Source organism: Sorangium sp. So ce281 (genome assembly GCF_051527395.1).
Lineage (GTDB): Bacteria > Myxococcota_A > Polyangia > Polyangiales > Polyangiaceae > Sorangium > Sorangium cellulosum_B.
In genome coordinates this window covers 8,324,147-8,343,466 of sequence record NZ_CP150322.1, presented here as the reverse complement: position 1 = coordinate 8,343,466, position 19,320 = coordinate 8,324,147, and the positions used below count along the sequence as shown (strand labels likewise).

At 70.9% G+C, this 19,320-nt stretch carries 15 protein-coding genes; 7 read left to right on the top strand and 8 right to left on the bottom strand.

Translation table 11 applies throughout. The annotated features are described in order from the left end of the window. The first annotated feature begins 77 nt into the window (after positions 1-77). Both WMF27_RS31690 and WMF27_RS31685 read left to right on the top strand, forming a co-directional pair. On the top strand, positions 78-1,409 hold the full coding sequence (locus WMF27_RS31690; RefSeq protein WP_012239035.1) for an aminotransferase family protein: 1,332 nt from the start codon (positions 78-80) through the stop codon (positions 1,407-1,409). 109 nt (positions 1,410-1,518) lie between these two features. Next, entirely contained in the window at positions 1,519-2,346 is an 828-nt protein-coding gene (locus WMF27_RS31685; RefSeq protein WP_437765135.1) for a Uma2 family endonuclease, read from the top strand. Positions 2,347-2,456: 110 nt separating this feature from the next. Here the strand turns inward: WMF27_RS31685 and WMF27_RS31680 are convergent, their stop codons facing one another. From WMF27_RS31680 to WMF27_RS31665, 4 genes are all read right to left on the bottom strand, one after another. Then, on the bottom strand, positions 2,457-3,740 hold the full coding sequence (locus WMF27_RS31680) for an RNA polymerase sigma factor (protein ID WP_437765136.1): 1,284 nt from the start codon (positions 3,738-3,740) through the stop codon (positions 2,457-2,459). 75 nt (positions 3,741-3,815) lie between these two features. Continuing rightward, positions 3,816-4,241, bottom strand: coding sequence for a YciI family protein (locus WMF27_RS31675; RefSeq protein ID WP_437765137.1), 426 nt, complete (start codon positions 4,239-4,241; stop codon positions 3,816-3,818). Positions 4,242-4,709: 468 nt separating this feature from the next. Then, positions 4,710-5,402: a VTT domain-containing protein gene (locus WMF27_RS31670; protein ID WP_437765138.1), complete on the bottom strand. Its 693-nt coding sequence runs from the start codon at positions 5,400-5,402 to the stop codon at positions 4,710-4,712. Positions 5,403-5,589: 187 nt separating this feature from the next. Further along, the gene (locus WMF27_RS31665; protein WP_437765139.1) at positions 5,590-7,116 is read right to left on the bottom strand and encodes a deoxyribodipyrimidine photolyase; all 1,527 of its coding nucleotides are present in this window, start codon (positions 7,114-7,116) and stop codon (positions 5,590-5,592) included. A 419-nt stretch (positions 7,117-7,535) separates the two neighbouring features. Here WMF27_RS31665 and WMF27_RS31660 point away from each other — a divergent pair, with 419 nt between their 5' ends. The 3 genes from WMF27_RS31660 (at position 7,536) to WMF27_RS31650 (ending at position 11,791) form a co-directional block, all read left to right on the top strand. Further along, positions 7,536-8,735 (top strand): hypothetical protein, encoded by a 1,200-nt coding sequence (locus WMF27_RS31660; RefSeq protein WP_437765140.1) that lies wholly within the window; start codon positions 7,536-7,538, stop codon positions 8,733-8,735. Beyond that, complete coding sequence (locus tag WMF27_RS31655; RefSeq protein ID WP_437765141.1) at positions 8,732-9,490, top strand: ferritin-like domain-containing protein; 759 nt, start codon at positions 8,732-8,734, stop codon at positions 9,488-9,490. Before WMF27_RS31660 ends, WMF27_RS31655 begins: the two co-directional genes overlap by 4 nt. Before the next feature lie 168 nt (positions 9,491-9,658). Beyond that, positions 9,659-11,791, top strand: coding sequence for a S9 family peptidase (locus WMF27_RS31650; RefSeq protein WP_437943228.1), 2,133 nt, complete (start codon positions 9,659-9,661; stop codon positions 11,789-11,791). 8 nt (positions 11,792-11,799) lie between these two features. Here WMF27_RS31650 and WMF27_RS31645 read toward each other — a convergent pair whose 3' ends face one another. Both WMF27_RS31645 and WMF27_RS31640 read right to left on the bottom strand, forming a co-directional pair. Beyond that, positions 11,800-12,267 (bottom strand): response regulator, encoded by a 468-nt coding sequence (locus WMF27_RS31645; protein WP_437765143.1) that lies wholly within the window; start codon positions 12,265-12,267, stop codon positions 11,800-11,802. Positions 12,268-12,437: 170 nt separating this feature from the next. Continuing rightward, positions 12,438-13,223, bottom strand: a complete 786-nt coding sequence (locus WMF27_RS31640) for a TerC family protein (protein ID WP_437765144.1) — start codon at positions 13,221-13,223, stop codon at positions 12,438-12,440. 430 nt (positions 13,224-13,653) lie between these two features. Here WMF27_RS31640 and WMF27_RS31635 point away from each other — a divergent pair, with 430 nt between their 5' ends. Further along, positions 13,654-15,792, top strand: a complete 2,139-nt coding sequence (locus WMF27_RS31635) for a hypothetical protein (protein WP_437765145.1) — start codon at positions 13,654-13,656, stop codon at positions 15,790-15,792. A 64-nt stretch (positions 15,793-15,856) separates the two neighbouring features. Next, positions 15,857-16,237: an STAS/SEC14 domain-containing protein gene (locus WMF27_RS31630; RefSeq protein WP_437943227.1), complete on the top strand. Its 381-nt coding sequence runs from the start codon at positions 15,857-15,859 to the stop codon at positions 16,235-16,237. 48 nt (positions 16,238-16,285) lie between these two features. Here the strand turns inward: WMF27_RS31630 and WMF27_RS31625 are convergent, their stop codons facing one another. Next, the gene (locus WMF27_RS31625; RefSeq protein ID WP_437943226.1) at positions 16,286-18,592 is read right to left on the bottom strand and encodes an Rv1355c family protein; all 2,307 of its coding nucleotides are present in this window, start codon (positions 18,590-18,592) and stop codon (positions 16,286-16,288) included. Positions 18,593-18,674: 82 nt separating this feature from the next. Continuing rightward, positions 18,675-19,103, bottom strand: a complete 429-nt coding sequence (locus tag WMF27_RS31620; protein ID WP_437765148.1) for a hypothetical protein — start codon at positions 19,101-19,103, stop codon at positions 18,675-18,677. Positions 19,104-19,320 lie beyond the last annotated feature (217 nt).

Below are 19,320 nucleotides of genomic sequence, written 5' to 3'. Positions count from 1 at the left end.
CGGCGCCGGGGAATTCGCGTGCGAAGAGGTCTGATCACCCTCTACGCTGAGCGCCTCCTCGAACCGCGAAGGTTGCCATGAGCGATGACATCGTCGAGCTGACCACGAAGCACACGTACGGCACCTGGCGCGCCCAGCGCGGCTGGAAGCCGATCCATGTCACCCGCGCGGAGGGCTGCGCGTTCTGGGACGCGTCCGGCAAGCGCTACCTGGACCTGTCCTCGCAGCTCATCTGCTCGAACCTCGGCCACCAGAACGAGGCCGTGATCGAGGCCATCTGCGCGCAGGCGAGGCAGCTCGCCTACATCAGCCCGGCGCACACGTGCGAGGTGCGGGCCAGGGTGGCGCAGAAGCTCCTGGAGGTGATGCCGAAGGGGCTCGACAAGTTCTTCTTCGCGACGTCGGGCACGGAGGCGAACGAGGCGGCGTTCAAGATGGCCCGGCTCTACACCGGCAAGCACAAGATCATCGCGCGCTACACGTCGTACCATGGGTCCACCGCGGGCTCGGTCGCGGCGACCGGCGACTTTCGCCGCTGGTTCATCGAGCCGGCCGGCAAGATCCCGGGCGTGGTGTTCGGCCCGGAGGTGAACTGCTACCGCTGCCCGCTCGGCCGGAGCCACCCCGAGTGCGGCGTCGCGTGCGCCGACTACCTGGCTTACATGATCGACCACGAGGAGAACGTCGCGGCGGTGATCGTCGAGCCGGTCGTGGGCACGAACGGCGTCCTCATCCCGCCGGCCGACTACCTGCCGAAGATCGCCGAGGTCGCGCGGAAGCGCGGCGTGCTCCTCATCGCGGACGAGGTGATGAGCGGCTGGGGCAGGACCGGAAAGTGGTTTGCGGTCGATCACTGGGGCGTGGTGCCGGATATCCTGACGACGGCGAAGGGCGTGACGAACGCGGCCGCGCCGCTCGGGGTCGTCGCGACCTCCCGCGCGATCGCGGACTACTTCGACGACAACATGTTCGCGCACGGCCACACCTACGAGGCCCACCCCCTCACGCTGGCCCCGGTGATCGCCGCGATCGACGAGTATCGCCGGCTGGACCTCCTCGACCGCGCGACGAAGATGGGAGACGTGGTGGGCGCGAAGCTCCGCGCCCTCAAGGAGAAGCACCCCTCGATCGGCGACGTGCGCGGGATCGGCCTGTTCTGGGCGGTGGAGCTCGTGAAGGACCGCGCGACCAAGGAGCCGTTCAACGTGCCGCAGGACAAGGCGGCTCGGCGGCCCCTGGTGGTCGACGCGGTGGTCGCCGAGGCGGCGAAGCGCGGGGTGTCCCTCATGGGGTGGGTGAGCCACCTGCTCGTGGCGCCGCCGCTCATCATCAGCGAGGCGGAGATCGACGAGGGGATCGCGGCGCTCGACGCGGCGCTCGACGTGGCGGATCAGCGGCTCTCGGGCTGAGGACCTCGGGCGCGAGGCGGCCCTTCGCGGGCCGCCGGAAGAGCACGTCTGTGGCTGCCGCGAGGCGCGCCCGGCGAGGGGGGCGCGGCGACGTGCTAGGATCGTGGGCATGACTGCACGCACGAACGGCCTGCCGACCCGTCCGCCCCGGAACACGGGGCCGATCGAGCTGCGCGATTTCGGCCCGACCGGCCGCCGTCTGGGCACGCCCGACGATTGTTACGACGGCAGCCCGTGGGAGCTGCACCGCGGGGAGCTGATCGAGCAGATGGGGAGCAAGGATATCCATGGCATCGTGATGGCGCTCCTCGCCGCCCTCTTCCGCACGCACGCGCGCGAGGGCTTCACGGTGATGACCGACGTGTACTGCGATCTCAGCGACCCGGCAGGGCCGTCGCTCCGGGCGCCGGACGTGGTGGTGGTGGGCGATCTCTCGTCGCCGCGGAACGACGCCTACCGCGGCACGCCGGTGCTGGCCGTGGAGATCCGGGGCACGCAGTCGAGGCGCTACCTCGAGGAGAAGGTGAAGCTCTACCTGGAGCACGAGTGGCCGTGGGTGTGGATCGCGCACGCGGAGCGGCGGGAGCTCGAGGTCGTGCGGCCTGGGACGGCGTCGATCACCTACCGTCCGGGCGCGGAGGTGCCCCTCCTGCCGGAGCTGGGCAAGCACGGCCTCGGCGCCGTGCCGGTCGCGGCGCTGTTCGAGGAGCGCGACGCGGCGCGGTTCACGGACGAGTGGGTCGAGGCGCGCACCCAGGCGCGCACCCAGGCGCGCGCGATCCTCGCGGTGATCTCGGCGCGGGGGCTCGCGGTGCCGGAGGCGGTGCAGGCGCGGGTGCTCGCGTGCGACGAGCCTGCAGCGCTGGAGCGATGGCTCGTCAGCGCGGCGACGGCGGCGAGCGGGGCGGTGTTCGCGGCGGCCGTGGATCGAGGGTGAGCCGGCGGCTGTCGGCCGCTCGGTAAGGGCGGCGGCCGAGGGCCGTGCGCTCCGGGGAGCGCTCCTCGGCGCGGAGCCAGCCTGTCACCGCGGCGCCGGCCCCGCCGCCATCACCGCGACGTCGGCGCCGAGCCGCCCGCGCACGCGGCGGCGCGCGCGAGGAGCAGGTCGCGCTCGCGCGCGTTGCGCGTGAGCGACGCCGCGCGCTCGAGCTCCGCGCGCGCCTCGTCGAGGCGGCCGAGCTTCGCGAGGAGGTCGCCGCGCACGCTCGGCAAGAGGTGGTAGCTCTCGAGGGAGCGCTCCGAGGTCAGCGCGTCGACGACGGCGAGGCCCGCCGCCGGGCCGAACGCCATCGAGAGCGCGACGGCGCGGTTCAGCTCGACGACGGGCGACGGCGTGACCTGGGCGAGCGCCGCGTAGAGCGCCGCGATGCGCGCCCAGTCCGTCTCCTCCGCGGCGCGCGCGCGCGCGTGGCAGGCGGCGATCGCGGCCTGGAGCGCGTAGGGACCGCGCGCGCCGCCGAGCGCCTCGGCGCGCTCGAGCGCCGCGAGGCCGCGGCGGATCAGCAGGTGATCCCAGCGCGCGCGGTTCTGATCCAGGAGCAGGATGGGCTCTCCCGACGGTCCGACCCGCGCCCTGGAGCGCGAGGCCTGGATCTCCATCAGCGCGACGAGGCCGTGGACCTCCGGCTCCTGCGGCGCGAGCTCGGCCAGGATGCGGCCGAGGCGGAGCGCGTCCTCGCAGAGGGCAGGCCGCATCCAGTCGCCGCCGGCCGTCGCCGAGTAGCCCTCGTTGAAGACCAGGTAGATGACCTGCAGCACCGACGAGAGGCGGGGCGCGAGCTCGGCGCCGCGGGGGACCTCGAAGGGGACGCGCGCCTCGGCGAGGGTCCGCTTGGCGCGGACGATCCGCTGGGCGACGGTCGGCTCCGGGACGAGGAACGCGCGCGCGATCTCCTCGGTCGTCAGGCCTCCGAGCAGGCGGAGCGTGAGCGCGACCTGCGCCTCGGTCGAGAGGACCGGATGGCAGGCCGTGAACACGAGGCGCAGGAGGTCGTCGCCGACGTCATCGTCGAGCGCGGCGTCCAGATCCGGCGCGGCCAGCGCGTGCTGGGCCTCGATCTCGTGGCCGAGCTCCTCGTGCTTGCGCTCGAGCCGCTTGCTCCGGCGGAGCTCGTCGATCGCGCGGCGCTTCGCGGTGGCCATGAGCCAAGCGCCCGGCCTGTCCGGGACGCCCGACTCCGGCCACCGCTCGAGCGCGGCGACGAGCGCGTCCTGCGCGAGCTCCTCGGCGAGGCCGACATCGCGCACCATCCGCGCGAGACCGGCGATGAGCCTGGCCGACTCGATGCGGAAGACCGCGTGGATGGCGCGATGCACCTCGGGGGCCGTCACGGCGCCCGATCAGAACACCTTCCGCCGTCGGCGCAAGCCCCCCGCCGCCGGCGCAAGCCCCCGAGGTGCGCGGGGCTACTTCTTCTGCGCCGCCTGCGCGCGCAGGCGCTCCTCCTGCTCCCTGAGCTCGGGCGTGAGCGCAGGGCCGAAGTCGTCCGCCGTGAACACCTGGCGAATCTCGATCTCGGAGTCCTCGTACATCGGGTTGGGACAGCGCTTCACCCACTCGATGGCCTCTTCCTTCGACTTCACGTCCCAGATCCAGAAGCCCGCGATCAGCTCCTTCGTCTCGGTGAAGGGCCCGTCGACGACGGTCCTCTTGTCGCCCGAGAACCGGATGCGCGCACCCTTCGTGCTCGGGTGGAGCCCCTCGCCCGCGACCATCACGCCGGCCTTGACGAGCTCTTCGTTGAACTTCCCCATCTCGGTGAGGAGCTGCTCGCTCGGCATGACGCCCGCTTCGCTGTCCTTGGTGGCCTTGATCAGGATCATGAATCGCATGGTCGTGTCTCCTTGCTTCCTTGGTGGAGCTGGGCTCCGGAGGGTCTCTTGCCCGGGGCGAACCGTGGCTTCATCGTCACGACGAACGGCGGGGCGCGGGATCGACACGCCGGGCGATCTTTTCTTGAGATGCTTTCAAGTGAGCGTAATTATTGATGATTAGAGCGATTGGCCCGCCCGCCGCGCCGGTCCGGGGCCTCAGAAGCGGCTGCGCAGCAGCGCGCCGCCGCCCGGCAGGATCGCGGGCGCGAGGGCGACCGAGCTGCGCTGCTCGGCGCCGTCAGGAGGAGCACCAGGCGGAGGGGATGGCGGGCTGCTGCGCCATGGTGGGAGGAGAGCGTAGCGGCGAGGTGGTGCGGAGTACAAGAGGCGGGCGGCCTCGATGGCCGCTCGCGAGCGCCCGACCCGGGAGGGCTTGCGCGATGACGGACTCGACGCGATCCGCTCGCGACGTCCGCCGGAGAGCGCCTAGGGCTCGGCCTCGATCCGCGCGGCGTCCTTCTTCTGCTGGAGCCTGTGCTTGATCGCCCCGAAGAGCACCGGCGCCACGGAGACGAAGATGATCAGGTAGACGACCCGCTCGATCTGCTTGGCGTCGAAGACCTTGCCAAGGAAGTAGCCGAGGAAGGTCATCGAGAAGACCCAGAGCACGCCGCCCACCACGTTGAACATCGCGAAGCGCCGGTACTGCATCTGCCCCACGCCCGCCACGACCGGCGCGAACGTCCGGGCGAACGGCATGAAGCGCGCGAGGATGATCGTCTTGCCGCCGTGCTTCTCGTAGAACTTCTGCGTCGCGATCAGGTGATCCTTCCGGAACAGGAGCGACTGCTCGCGCGTGAAGATCTTCGGGCCGGCGCGCCGCCCGATCGAGAAGCCCACCGCGTCGCCGAGGATCGCCATCGCCATCAGCGTGACGTTCATCAGGAGCAGGTTCTGGAAGTTCGGTAAGCCGAGCGGGTTGATGAGCCCCGCGTTGACCAGCACCCCGGCGGTGACGAGCAGCGAGTCCCCGGGCAGGAAGAACCCGATGAGCAGCCCCGTCTCGGCAAAGATGATGATCATCAGGACGGGGTAGCCGCCCCACTGGAGCAGCGACTCGAGCTCCCTCAGCCTGCTGAAAAATTCACGGAGGAGATCCACGGCCGCTCGATAGCTCACCCCGGCGGCCGCGTCGAACCCCGCGTGCGCCCCGGCCGCCGGCGCCGCCGTTCACACGGGCGCCGCCGGCGGTGGGTCGCCCTGCATCGCTGGCTGCCCCGCCGGGTTGCTCCCGCGGGTGAGCCCCCCGCGCTCCCCGGAACCTCGAGGGCGAGCTCCCCCGGCGCGCCGCCGGTGGCCGCGCGCGCTACGGCGTATAGCGCGCCAGGTACTCCTTGAGGTGCAGCTTCCGGGCCGTGTTCTCGGACGACATGTAACGTATCGTGCCGAAGATCTCCCGCTCTGGACCCCAGGCCCGATCGTAGCGGCCGAGCACCCAGAAGATGCCCGAGGTCGAGTTCGGGTCGCGGCCGTCGAGCGCATACCGATCGTTGAGCTCGATCATGATCTCGAGCGCCTCGCGCGGCGTCCGCGACCACTCCAGGATCTTCTTGCCCCAGAGCATCCGGAGGTAATTGTGCATTCGCCCCTCGCGGAGGAGCTCGACCTGCGACGCGTTCCAGATCCGGTCGTAGGTCGCCCCCGCCGCGAGCGCCTCGATCGGGTAGACGCGCGGGCGCCTGTCGCGCGCGTGCTTCTCGAGCGTCGCGAGCGCCCAGTCCGGCAGAGACTCGTACTCGGTCGGATCGCGCTTCCACGAGGGGCGCGGCCCGTCTCCCTCGCTCGCCCCGAGCGCGAAGGCGTTGAACCCGAGCTCTCGCCAGGTGACGAGCTGCTCGAGGAACGCCTCGGCCGAGGCGCTCATCCCCCAGAACCCCTCGCGGCTGCCGCTCGGCCGCTTCACGCCGTCACCGGGGCGGCCGAGCTGCTCGACGCGGAAGGCCTCGCGCCGCGCGACGGCCGCGAAGACCTCGTGCGCCGCGAGGTGGCCGAAGTGCAGGTACGGCGACAGGCCGCTCGTCGCGCCGGCGTCGGGGTGATCGCGCTCTTCCAGGTAGCGCGGCAGCCGCTCCGAGACGAAGCGCGCGAGCGCCTTGCCAGCCGCCTCCGGGCCGCCCCGGCAGGGCGCCGGCGGGACGGCGTGATCGATGGGGATCGCGGAGAGCGCCGCAGGATCGCCCCCGAGCAGCGCCGGCGAGGCCGCCGGCCACCTGCGCGCGATCGCGCGGGGGAGGGGAGCCGCAGGCCGGAGCTTCGCCCGCTTCAGCGGATCGGCCGCCGGTTGCGCGCCGAGGTGCTCGCCGATCACCCGCTGCCAGAAGATGCGGAACGAGCGCGCGGTCGTGAACACCCGATCGGCCGCGCGCATCGGCAAGAGGCCGTTCGCGTCGACCTGCTCGAGGCGGACCGGCGCCTGCCGCGCCGCCGAGGCGACCATGCGCGGGAGGAAAAAGCAGGGGTAGTCGTCCGTGACCACCACGCACGCCCGCGCCGCGAGCGCGCCGAGCAGGCCCTTGCCGGCCCCCTCGGCGGGCTCGACGTAGGGGTGATGCGCGACGCCGGCGGCCGCGAGGCGGCGCGCGTTGTCGGCCATGCCGTCGATCACGAAGCGATGGATCCTGTCGCTCGCCCAGCGGTAGCCGCACCGCAGCGCCTCCAGCACGACGAGCGGTCGATCGAGCGCCATCGACCAGGCGATCGCGCGCTCCAGACCGAAATTGTACCGTGTCCGGCGACTCGCGATCATCCAGTAAAGGACGTAGTCGCCGCCCTCGCGGACAGGCATCGCGTTGCGGGTGCGGAGACGGAGCTCTGGGACGCTGCTGGAGATCACGACACCTCCTCCTCGACCGGCCCGCCAGCGCGCCGCCGCGGGGCCGGCGCTCTGCTCTCTCTTCAGGACGAGCGGCGCTCTAGAAGCGACAAACGGGTTGAAATTGCCTGAAAAACACGAAATTTCGAACCGCCAAGACGCCAAGACGCCAAGAGCGCCAAGAGCGCCAAGAAGAGAATCTCATCTTGGCGTCTTGATGTCTTGGCGGTTTATTTCTCGCTTGATCAACGTGACCGCTGCTCTAGCACGGCTCGGACACGGGCGCGCACATGCGTCTGGCGGTTTCATGTGGAAAAGGCCGGCGCGCGGCCCCGACCTCTCGGGATATGCCCACGCTTGCGCCGTGGTGAAGGCGGCTTCAGGTACCGCCGCAGCGGTCGTTCATCGGCGCACGAGCACGACGCGCGAGGAGGGGCAACATGGCTCTTGATCTCCTGAGAGAGCGGGGGACGCCGCTCGACCGCCAGTCGTTCAACTGGCGTGATCTCGTCCAGGTGCCGTTCAGCAAGCTAGACGACGACGCGTTCACCCGGGTGCGCGTCATCCTGATGAACGGCATCGAGCTCGAGAGCGTGCGGTTCCTGCACAGCTTTGCGCGCATGAACCGGGATCTGCGGCGCGTGCTCGCCCAGGTGCGCCGCGTCGATCACCACCAGGCCACGGTGGTGAACTGGCTCAACCCGCCGGATCAATCGGCGCTGGAGACCACCATCGGATACGAGCAGGTCGCGATCGAGATCACCGCGCACGCGGCGCTCGCCGAGCCGGACCCGTACCTCGCGCAGGTCTACCGCTTCGGCATGCTCGAGGACTACGATCACCTGTATCGCTACGCGGCGCTCCTGGACCGCCTGGAAGGCAAGGACGCGAACAACATCCTGCAATCGTACACCGACGTGACGGTGGGGCGCCCGACCGCGGTGGAGCACCGCGCACCCGAGGACGACGTGCGCGCGCCGTACGACCGGCGGACCGCGAGCGGGATCACGAAGCTCAACGCGCTCACCATCATGGCGGCCGAGCAGCAGACGCACAACTACTACGTCAATGTCGGGCCGTTCTTCACGGACCCGGTGGCGCGGCTTCTCTACGCCGAGATCGCCTCGATCGAGGAGCAGCACGTCACGCAGTACGAGGCGATCATCGACCCCGAGGAGACCTGGCTGGAGAAGTGGGTCCTCCATGAGGCCACCGAGGTCTACAACTACTGGAGCTGCCTCCAGCAGGAGCAGAACGCCCGCGTGAAGCGGATCTGGGAGCGGTTCCTCGACTACGAGCTCGGGCAGCTCCACGTGGCCATCGACCACCTCAACCGGATCGAGCGGCGCGACGCGGCCGAGATCCTCCCCGCCTCGCTCCCGGACCCGGTCTCCCACAAGAGCCACCGCCAGTTCGTGCGCGACGTGCTGTCCACGGAGGTGCAGCTCCGCGCCGTCGGCGAGGACATCGTCGATCCGCGGGTCGTCCCGGAGAGCGCCGCGACGATCGCCTACCGGCAGCAGATGAACTCCGCCGGCTCCCCCTCCGAGATCGTGGCCGCGGGCTACCGGTTCACGCCGGGCACAGAGCTCTCGCGGCGCGCCGAGAAGATCGACGGACAGAAGGAGGCGACGCCATGAAACAGATCAAGATGGGGACCAACACCACGGGCATCGCGACCTCTCCCATCGACAGCAAGGAGCTCATCGAGTTTGCGCAGGTGATCCCGCCGAGCTCCCCCGGGAGCGAGGCCGATGCCGCGGCGGTGAGGAGCGAGTACGCGAGGGAGTCGGGCACGGTCGGGAGCGTGCCGCCGCCGGCGAGCCTCAAGGGGGTCGTCAAGGCAGCCGGAGAGCTCATCCACGGCAGGCCCCCCGCGCTGCTCATCGACAAGCTCGGCGAGCGCCTCCAGTTCGAGCGCTCGGGCACGCGCCTCTACGAGGCGATGATCGCCAAGCACGACGCGGAGGGGAGCTTCGAGGGCGGCCCGACGCGCGCCGACCTCGAGGCGATCCGCGACGACGAGCTCCGGCACTTCGCGCTGCTGAAGCGCGCGATCGAGCGGCTCGGGGCCGATCCGACCGCGATGACGCCCGGCGCCGACGTCATCGGCCTGGCGTCGTCCGGCGTCCTCGCGGTCGCCGTCGAGCCGAGGATCAACCTCGGGCAGAGCCTGCAAGCATTGCTCGTCGCCGAGCTCACGGACAACGACAGCTGGCGGATGCTCATCGACCTGGCGATCGCCTGCGGCCAGGACGAGATGGCCGCCGAGTTCCGCGTGGCCGAGCAGCACGAGGCGCTCCACCTCGAGCGCGTGCGAGCGTGGCTGTCGAGCAAGCTCACGCTCGACGCGCGCGGCGAGCCCACCCGCACGACACCGCAGCAAGCCGCCTGACGCCGAGCCGGCATGCCCCCCCGGATCGGGCGATCCGGGCTGGGCGGATCGCGGGCGCCTTCGGTGCGGCCCCCGTAGACCGGCCTCCGGGATCTCGGTTATGACGCTCGGCGCGCGGGCCCGGCGCATGCGGGGTGCCGCCAGCGGCTCCGCGCCCCGGGTGAACCCATGGACTTGCCCCAGAAGCTCCGATCGCTGTTCCTGCTGCCCTTGATCGCGCCGCTCGCCTGCGGCGGCGCTCCGGCGTCCGCGCCGCCGCCTCCCCGACAGGCCGCCGCGCCGGCCCCGGCAGCGCCCGCGGCCGCCGGGGCCCCGGCCGCCGCGGCCCCGGCGGCGCCGACGAAGGCCGGGCCGCGCGTCGACGCGACGCTCATGCCCCGGCGCGTGCTCTTCGGCAACCCCGATCGCATGTCCCCCCAGATCAGCCCGGACGGCCAGCGGCTCGGGTTCCTGGCCCCCTCCGACGGCGTGCTCAACGTGTGGGTCGGCCCGGCCCAGGCGCCGGCGTCGGCCAAGCCGGTCACGAAGGAGCAGAGCCGCGGGGTGCGCACCTTCCTGTTCCCCTACGCGGGCGACTACGTCCTCTATCGCCAGGACAAGGCCGGCGACGAGAACTGGCACATCTACGCCGTCGAGCTCAAGACCGGGCAGATCAAGGACCTCACCCCCTTCGAGGGCATCTCCGCGATGTTCGAGGGGATGAGCCCCAAGATCCCGAACGAGATCCTGATCGGCATGAACGATCGGGACAAGAAGGTCCACGACCTCTACCGCGTCGACGTGCGCACCGGCCAGCGCAAGCTCGTGCGGCAGAACGACGGGTTCGTCGGGTTCGTCACCGATCATGACTTCAAGGCGCGGCTCGCGTCGCGGATGACGCGCGACGGAGGCCAGGAGTACGTCGATCTCACCGGCAAGGAGCTGAAGCCCTTCGTCGCGTTCGGGCCCGAGGACGCCGTGACGAGCGAGGCGATCGGCTTCGACGCGGCCGGCAAGACGCTCTATTTCCGGGACAGCCGCGGCCGCGACACCTCCGCGCTCGTCACCCTCGATCCGCGGACCGCGAAGCCCGCGGTGCTCGCCGAGGACGCGAAGGCCGATGTCAGCGCCGTGATCGTCCACCCGAAGACGGGCAAGGTCCAGGCGGCGGCCTCCGAGCGCGAGCGCAAGCGCTGGCAGGTGCTCGACAAGAGCATCCAGCCCGATCTCGACGCCCTCCGCGCGGTCGCCGACGGCGAGCTCGACGTGCTGAGCCGGTCGCTCGACGACAAGCGCTGGACCGTCGGATACACCGTGTCGGACGGCCCGGTCCGATACTACCTCTATGACCGTGACGCGAAGAAGGCGACATTCCTCTTCACGAACCGCGCCGCGCTCGAGTCGCAGCCGCTCGTGAATATGCGGCCCGTGGTCATCAAGGCGCGCGACGGCCTCGAGCTCGTGAGCTACCTGTCGCTGCCGCGCGCCGCCGACCCCGACGGCGACGGCAAGCCGGACAGGCCGCTCTCGATGGTGCTCCTCGTCCACGGCGGCCCCTGGGCGCGCAGCTCCTTCCGCCTCGATCCGATGCACCAGTGGCTCGCGAACCGCGGCTACGCCGTGCTGAGCGTCAACTTCCGGGGCTCGACGGGCTTCGGAAAGAGGTTTGTCAACGCGGGCGACCTCGAGTGGGCGGGCAAGATGCACAACGACCTGCTCGACGCCGTGGAATGGTCCGTCGCGCAGGGCATCGCCGACAGGGCTCGCGTGGCGATCATGGGCGGCAGCTACGGCGGCTACGCGACGCTCGTCGGCCTGACCTTCACGCCGGAGACCTTCGCCTGCGGCGTCGACATCGTCGGCCCCTCGAACCTCGTGACCCTGCTCCAGTCCATCCCGCCCTACTGGGCGCCGATGCTCGAGCTCTTCGCGAAGCGGGTCGGCGACCCCCGCACCGAGGACGGCCGCGATCTCCTGCGCACGCGCTCGCCGCTCTACCGCGCCGACCAGATCAAGCGGCCCCTCCTCATCGGCCAGGGCGCCAACGACCCGCGCGTGAAGCAGGCCGAGAGCGATCAGATCGTCAAGGCGATGACGAGCAAGGGCATCCCGGTCACGTACGTGGTGTACCCCGACGAGGGCCACGGCTTCGCCCGCCCGGAGAACTCCATGTCGTTCAACGCGATCGCGGAGACCTTCCTCGCGCAGTGCCTCGACGGCTCCTACGAGCCGGTCGGCGGCGACTTCAAGCGGTCGAGCGTCACCGTCCCCGTGGGCGCCGAGGTCGTCCACGGGCTCTCCGCGGCGCTCCCCCGGCCCTGAGCGCTCCGCTACGTCCGCTGCGTCGACGCGGTCCGCGTGCGCCGCCGCGCGTCTGGTTCGCTCACCGGGGGCGCGCTCGTCAGGTCGTCGAGCGTCTCCAGCAGCTGCTCCAGGTCGAACGGCTTGTTGATGATCCTCGTCGCGTCCGGGTGGTTCGGATCGATGCAGAAGCCGGGATCGCTGAGCGCGGTCACGAGCACGACCGGCGCCGCTCTCCCCTCGGCCACGAGCGTCTCGATGAGGCGCGGCCCGTCCAGGAACGGCATCACGCAGTCGATGACGATGGCGTCGGGCGGCGCCTGGGAGCGCAGCCGCTCCAGGGCTTCGAGGGGGTCGGTGTACCCCTCGACCTCGTACCCTTCCGCCAGCAGCACCTCCGCCAGCGTCTCGACGATCGCGTCGTCGTCGTCGACGACGACGATGCGCCGCTGCCTTCCTCGCTCTGAGTCTCCTTGGTCGTCTCGCTCGTCGCTCACGCTCACCTCGGTGGAGAACCCCGGTGTCACTTCTGGGACCGGCCGCTCTCGCCGTCGACCCTCGTAGACCACCTCTGTGCGAATTGTTTACAGGCTCTCCCGGTGCTCGCTCCAAGCGCCCCGGCCTCCGCCGCCTCTCCGGCTCTTCCGCGGAGATCCCGGCGTAAAACTCAGCTCCGTGCCGGAGGCTGCTCGTGCGCCGGCGAGAGGTCCGGAGAGCTCCCCATCCTCGTGCGCAGCTGGACGGGCCGCTGGCGCACCCGGAGGCGCATGTTGATGAGCTCGACGCCGAGCGAGAAGGCCATCGCGAAGTAGATATACCCCTTGCTGATGTGCTGGCCCATGCCGTCGGCCAACAGCACCACGCCGATGAGGAGCAGGAAGCTCAGCGCGAGGATCTTCATGCTCGGGTGGCGCTGGATGAAGGCGCCGATGCTCCCGGCGAAGACGAGCATCACGCCCACCGCGATGAACATGGCCACCATCATGATCGAGATGTGCTGCGCCATGCCGACGGCGGTGATGACCGAGTCGAGCGAAAAGACGATGTCGAGCAGCACGATCTGCGCGATGACGGAGGGGAACGACGCCTTCGCCTTCGGCTGCTCTTCCTTGGGATCGTCGACCTCGAGTTTATCGAACATCTCGTGGGTCGCCTTGCCAATCAAGAACACACCCCCAGCGAGCAGGATCAGATCACGCCCGCTGAAGTCGTGTCCGAGCAGGCTGAACAGGGTAGCCTTGAGTCCCATCACCCATGAGATCGCGAGCAGGAGGAGCAGCCGCATCCCGAGGGCGAGCACGAGGCCGATGCGACGGGCGAGCGGCTGCTGCTCCAGCGGCAGCTTCGCCGTCATGATGGAGAGGAAGACGATGTTGTCGATTCCAAGCACGATCTCCAGCGCGCTGAGGGTCGCCAGCGTGATCCAGCCGTCGGCGTGCAGAAAGGCGCTCATGTCGGGCATCGGGGTGGCGCTTTGTAGCATGGACAGCCGTGGCCGCCCGCCACGCCCGGACCATCGCCCCGCGCTCCGGTGGATCCTGGGCGATCTTGCTCCCGTGTTCAGGGCGCGGGGCGGCGGCGATTACGACGGATGCGTGAACGCAAAATACGTTGGCGGCGTTGACGGCGGCGACCCTGCACGGGCGACACACGTCGGCGAGCGCGGCACGGGCGGCGCTTGACGCGGGATGTCGACATCCGGTACAGAGGATATGGAAGTACGCGCAAGTGGATCTGCCTCCTTCCCGGCTTCCAGGTGAGCTCCTGCGGGGTGTTGGCGAGCTCGCCGAACAGCGCCGCGCTTTCTCGCCATGCTGGCGAAGCAGCATCGTCGCCTGTTCCTCACCTGGAACGCGTGGCCTCACGAAAGAGGGGGCGCCCGCGTGACCGTGGTTCCGAAGGTCGGCTTCGGGCAGGACGCGCGCTGGGCCGCCGGCGGCAGCGCTGACGGGGGGCCTCTGGATCGGGCGCTCCTCGGGGGGGATCCGGCGGTCAGGGTGCCGGAGGCGTGCTGGCTGGACGGCGGCGCTGCCCGGCTGCGCATCGAGGGGCGCGACCTGAGCTACCCGATCGTCCTGCTCGGCTCGATGGGCGCCTGGATCGAGCCCGACTATCGGACCTCGTTCCCTTTCGGCAGCGTCGTCCGGGTGCGCCTGTACGCCGGCGACGTCGAGATCGGTCCGCTCTCCGCCGTGCTGGTGCTCCAGTCGATGGGCCTGCGGGGGCCGCTCATCGGACTGTCGTTCGAGGACGGAACCCCCTCGCGCGCGGCGGGGCAGATCCGCGACGTGCTGCGCGCCCTCGTCGACGCGGGCACGGCCAAGGCGGCCGCGGCGAGCCTGTTCAGGCCCTCGGCCACGGACGCGGGGCAAGTGCGCGAGATCATCGACGACCCCAGGAGGGTGCGCAACATCCTCGGCTTCCTGCTGCGGAGGAAGGGCGTCGTCTGCCGCGCCGAGAGCGCGCCGCCCCTCTGCGTGATGCTCAGCGAGGTGGGGGCCGGGACGGTCACGTGGTTCGGCATCAAGGGCTGGAGCGAGGACGCCGCGGTCGAGATCGCCGGTCAGAACTCCGTCTTTCGCTTCAACGTCCGCGCGGACGAGGTGCGCCCGGGCGAGCTCGTCTCCGCGCTGCCGGCGCGCGTGGAGCGCCTCCGCAAGAACCTGCTGCAGCGGGGCGTCGAGGCCGATCTCACCGCGCGCTTCCTGCACCCCCAGTGGCTTCACCTCCCGCCGATCGAGGCCGAGGTGGTCGACGTGTCCTTCTCGGGCCTGCGGATGGCGCTGACGAGGGGACACCCGCCGCTGCTCCCCAGGCACAAGCTCTCGCTGGAGCTCCCCGACGGCGACGACGGCGTCGTCCACCTGCGGGGCGAGGTGCGGTCGGTGTCGGTCGTGGAGGGCGCGGACACCCAGCTCTGCAGCGTGCACGTGACCGCCGCGCGGCGCGAGGACGAGCGGCGCTGGCTCAGGCTCGTGTCCCGCATCCTGCACGCGACGACCTACGGGGGGACCGCGTGGCAGGCGGAGCTCTGGGATCTCTTCGACTCGTCCGGCTATTTCAACCTCTCCGGGCGGCGGCCGGAGCACTTCGACGCCATCAAGCCGAGCTTCCTGACCATGGCGCAGAAGGCCGCGGCGGTGCCGCACCTCCTGTACAACGTGGCGTGTCTGTCCGAGCACGGGATCGAGGGCAATTTCTCGATCATGAAGCCCTACCACAGCACGTGGATGATTCATCAGCTCGCGAAGCGGCCAAAGTCCGCGTCGAACCTGAGCTCCCGGCAGGTGCTCCGCGACATGTTCACCCGCTGCTTCGAGCACGCGATGGCCGACCCGGAGTGCCGCTGGATCATCGCCTACGCGGAGGCGCACGTCGCGTGGAACGAGCGATCGCTGTTCGAGTTCGCCCGCGCGCGCCACGAGACGGGCCACGTCCTGTCGCTGCCTTTCCGCCTGATGGGGGTGGACGCGCGCGCCGCGCCGCGCGCGCCGCGCGAAGCCGGCGGGCCGATCGAGATCGGCGAGCCGACCCCCGGGGAGCAGGCGGCGCTGCTCGGCCTCCTGTGCGCGACGTCGCCGCGCATGTACGTGGAGGCGCTCGATCTCGTGCCCGGCAGGCTCGGGATGGGGCCCTGCGTCGAGCGCTGGCGCAGCGCGGGCCTGGAGCGGGAGCGCGTGCTCCTCGTGGCGCGCCAGCACGGCGAGCCGCTGGCGGTCGCGATCCTCGAGCTCGGCGAGCTCGGCACGAACCTCTTCCGCCTCCTCGACTCGGTCCGCATCTTCCCGATGCGCCCCGGCGGAGACGCCGCGCTCGGCCCGCTGCTCGACGCGGCGTGCGGCTGGTTCCGCAGCCACGACAGGAAGTCGTTCATCTACTTCGGTGAGCGCGGCAAGCTGACCTTCGATGGTCCTGCAGGCTTGCACGACCTCGGCGAAGGACGGCTGTGGATCGTCGCCAGGGAGCTCGTCCCGGAGTTCGTGGAGCATGTCTACCGGCTCACCGAGCCGAAGCTGCGATAACGGCCTGGATCCACGGCGGCGCGACGCTATGGTCTCTTGGTCTCGGTCCTCCAGGTGAAGTGGCATGTACCAGCTCAAGATCGACCTCATCAACGCGCTCATCGAGGTCACGTTGCAAGGCGTCGTGCGCGCGGAGGAGGCGCAGGCGTACGCCGCGGAGTACAAGAAGGCCCTCGGCTCGCTCTATGGCCGGAGGATCCGCGTCCTCGTGGACTTCCGTGGCTTTTCCATCGCCTCCGAGGAGGCGACGGAGCTCCTCCGCGACATCGCGGCGACCTCGACCGCGATGGGGGTGATCAGGGCCGCCGAGCTCGTGCAAAGCGATCTCGCGGCGCTGCAGGCGAGCCGGATCGCCCGTGAGGCGGGGACCGCGCAGTTCGTGCGGGTCTTCAAGGACGAGGGGGCCGCGCGCAGCTGGCTCTTCGGCGATCGCCCGGCGCCGTGAGGGCCGGCTGCGCGCGGGCCGCTGCGGCGCGCCGTGCGGGCCGCCCGCTCAGCGCACGACGAGCACGTCGTCGACGGGGCGGCGGAGGGAGCGCGCCGACACGGGGCCCGCGAGCGACAGGCGGAAGAGCAGGACCTCCGCCGTCGCGTCGGTGACGTCGAACAGCCGGAGATAGCGCTCCCGGAGCCCGGTCGCGGCCTCCGCGGTCTCCGCGTCGAGCCCCTCGCCGCCGCCCCGGATCAGCCGCGCGAAGAGGTAAGGCAACGTCGTCATCGGGTAGACCGCGATGCCCAGCTGCGTCGCGGTGAGCCATGCGCGCTCGACCGCCCTGCCGCCCTGGAAATAGTCGGTGAGCCGGGCCCGCGGCAGGGTGATCAGCCCGACGGCCATCGCGCAGCGGATCGCCTTCTGCGCCATCTTCTCGAGCCCCCGGCCGCCGCCCCAGCGCCGCACGAGCTCCAGGGCGCGGTAATCCCGGCAGATCTTGAACCCCGCGAGATCGGTCGGCGAGAGCTCGAGCGTGCCGACGAACAGCCCGTCCCGGCGCGCCTCGGCCTCCGCCTCGGTCCAGCGGACCTCCCTCATCATGTCGGCGTGGGTCTGCCTCGCGAGCATCCGGAGCCGATCGCCGGCGCCGATGAGGGCGCCGATCTCGTCGAGCTCCGCCGGCGCCTCGAGCAGCCCGAGGCGCGCCCCGGGGATGGACTCGACCGCGGCGCGGAGGGCGGCGCGGTGCTCCTCTGCGAGCGGCGCCCGCTGGCCAGGGCGCCGGTTCGTGTGCCGGAGCCCGATGGCGTCCGCGAGGCCATCCATGGCGTGCTCCTCGGCGCCGGGGGTCGGCGCGCCGAAGAACGCGAACGTGGCGGCCAGGTCCTCGTCGCCCTCGCGCGGGAACGGCGAGACGCGCACGCTGAGCCCCTCGCGGTGCGCGGCGAGGACGACGTTCTCGGCGGCCGCGCCGAGCGCGACCACGCCGCCCGCGCCCTGGAAGTCGGCGAGCGACTCGGAGCGCGCGCGGTCGTGGAGCAGCCCGAGGCGACGGCCCTCGTGGACCCAGAGCCAGGGCTGGCAGTTGCCGCCCGAGGGCGCCGCGACGCCCGCCGCGACGAGCCGCCGCAGCCGCGCCGGGTCGAGCGCGACGGCGCCGGCCTCGGCGGCCGGGAGCGGGCCCGCCGCCGTGGCGAGGGCAGGGCCCGGCGCGCGCGGCGCGTCCGCGGCGGTAGGCTCTCCCTCGGGGCCGCTGATGAGCTGCTCCAGGTCGACATAGTACCGGCCCGACCGCACCGGCTCCCCGAGGGCGATCCGGCGCGCCGTGTCCGCGGCCGCCGCCCCGCCGTGGACGACCGCCGACCCGAGCTGAGGCCATGTGCTCACCGATTGCTGCACCTCGATGAGCGACGCGCGGAGCCGGACCGAGATCGCGTCTTGCCCGATGATCTGCATGACATAAGGCACCTTGTCCTCGGTCGACAGGCCGCGGAGGCGCTCGGGCGTGAGATCGCCGACGAGCCCATGGAGAATCGGCCGATCGCCCTCCAGATCGAAGCGCTCGACGTCGATGAGCCCCCGGTCGCTCGTCTCCATCACGACCGGTATGCGGCGGGCGCGCGCGTTCGCGCGGAGCAGGAGCTTGATATCGAGGCTGTCGCACTCGTCCACGAGGACATCGAGCTTGCCCCCGTCGAGCAGGAAGCGCTCGATATTGTCCTCCGTGACCCCCTCGGGGAAGCACGTCACGTGGAGGAACGGGTCGAGCTCGGCGATCTCGCGCGCCGTGGCGACGACCTTCGGCAGGTCGAGGTTGTGCGCGCCGGTCCGGATCCGGTTCAGGTTCGAGAGATCGAGGTGGTCGAAGTCCGCGAGGCGCAGCTCGCCGGCGCCCCGCTCGAGGGCGATGGTCATCGCCACGGACTGCCCCACCGAGAGGCCGACGACGCCGATGCGCCGGCGGGCGAGCGCCGCCTGCTCCTCGCCGCTGATCTTGTGCTTGTTCCGGTCGGTCCGCAGCTCGACGAACTCGGCCTCATCGAGCAGGTGCACGAGGCGGTGCGACCACGGATAGTAGACCCAGACTCCATAGGCCTCGATGGGGGCGCCGTTCAGGTGCTCTCCCACGAGCCGCGCGACGTCCCGCTCACCGAGGCGCTCCCGGGGGTGGCGTGTCTTCACGAGATCGGCGAGCTGCCGGTCGATCGTGTCGAAGATCTCGACCCGGGCGTCGTCGTGGAGCAGGCGGCCGAGCGCCTCCGCGTCGTCCTCGCGCGCCGGCCGGAAGAAGCGGGGCCGCCACGCGCCGTTCGGGGCCTCTCGCGCCTCTCGCGAGGAGATGAGCTGCTGCCAGCGGGTCGTGTTCATCGCGGTGGTCCGGTCCCCTCCTGCCACCGTCCTACCACCCCCGCGCCCCGGGCGTCGCCACGATCTTCCCGGCGGCCCCGGGTCAGCGCGGCGCGCGGGAAGGCCGGCCCTCGATCTCGAGTCTCATCTTCGTGACCTTGTGTTGCACCAGGGCGGCCTCAGGCCCGGTGACCTCCAGATAGCGCAGCGCGGCCACGACGTCGCTGCCCCGGAACGCCTTGACCCGCGGGTTGAACCAGCTGAGCGCAGTCCCGATCTGCCGGACGAGGAGCGCGTCCGTGCAGATCGCCACGGTGAGCGCGGTCTTGCTCACGTAGTCGTTGATGGATGCTCGCTGCTTCGCGTTGGGGCCCCCTCCGGCGGTCACCACGAGAGTCTTCGTGCAGCTGGGCGGGAGACTGCCCGCCGCCTGCATATACCCTTCCCATTCCTCGTCGCTCGGCGGTTCCCTGCCGTGGACGGCGATGAGCACGTGCTCCGTCGTGTCGAACAGCATGCTGGGTTTCGTCATCGTCTCACCGAGCGCGCACCGATCTTACGTCTGTGCACCGCCGAGCCGCCAGCGCGCACAGCCATCCCCTGGGATAGTCCTGCGTCTGGCCATCGGGCAAGGATCCGCGAGGTCCATGGGGTGCACCTAGGACGGTTCGATCGACGGAGCAACGACCACGAGCGACTTTCGATGCGGTGCTCCGGTGGACGGGCCGCGCGCGTCGCGGCGCGCGCGA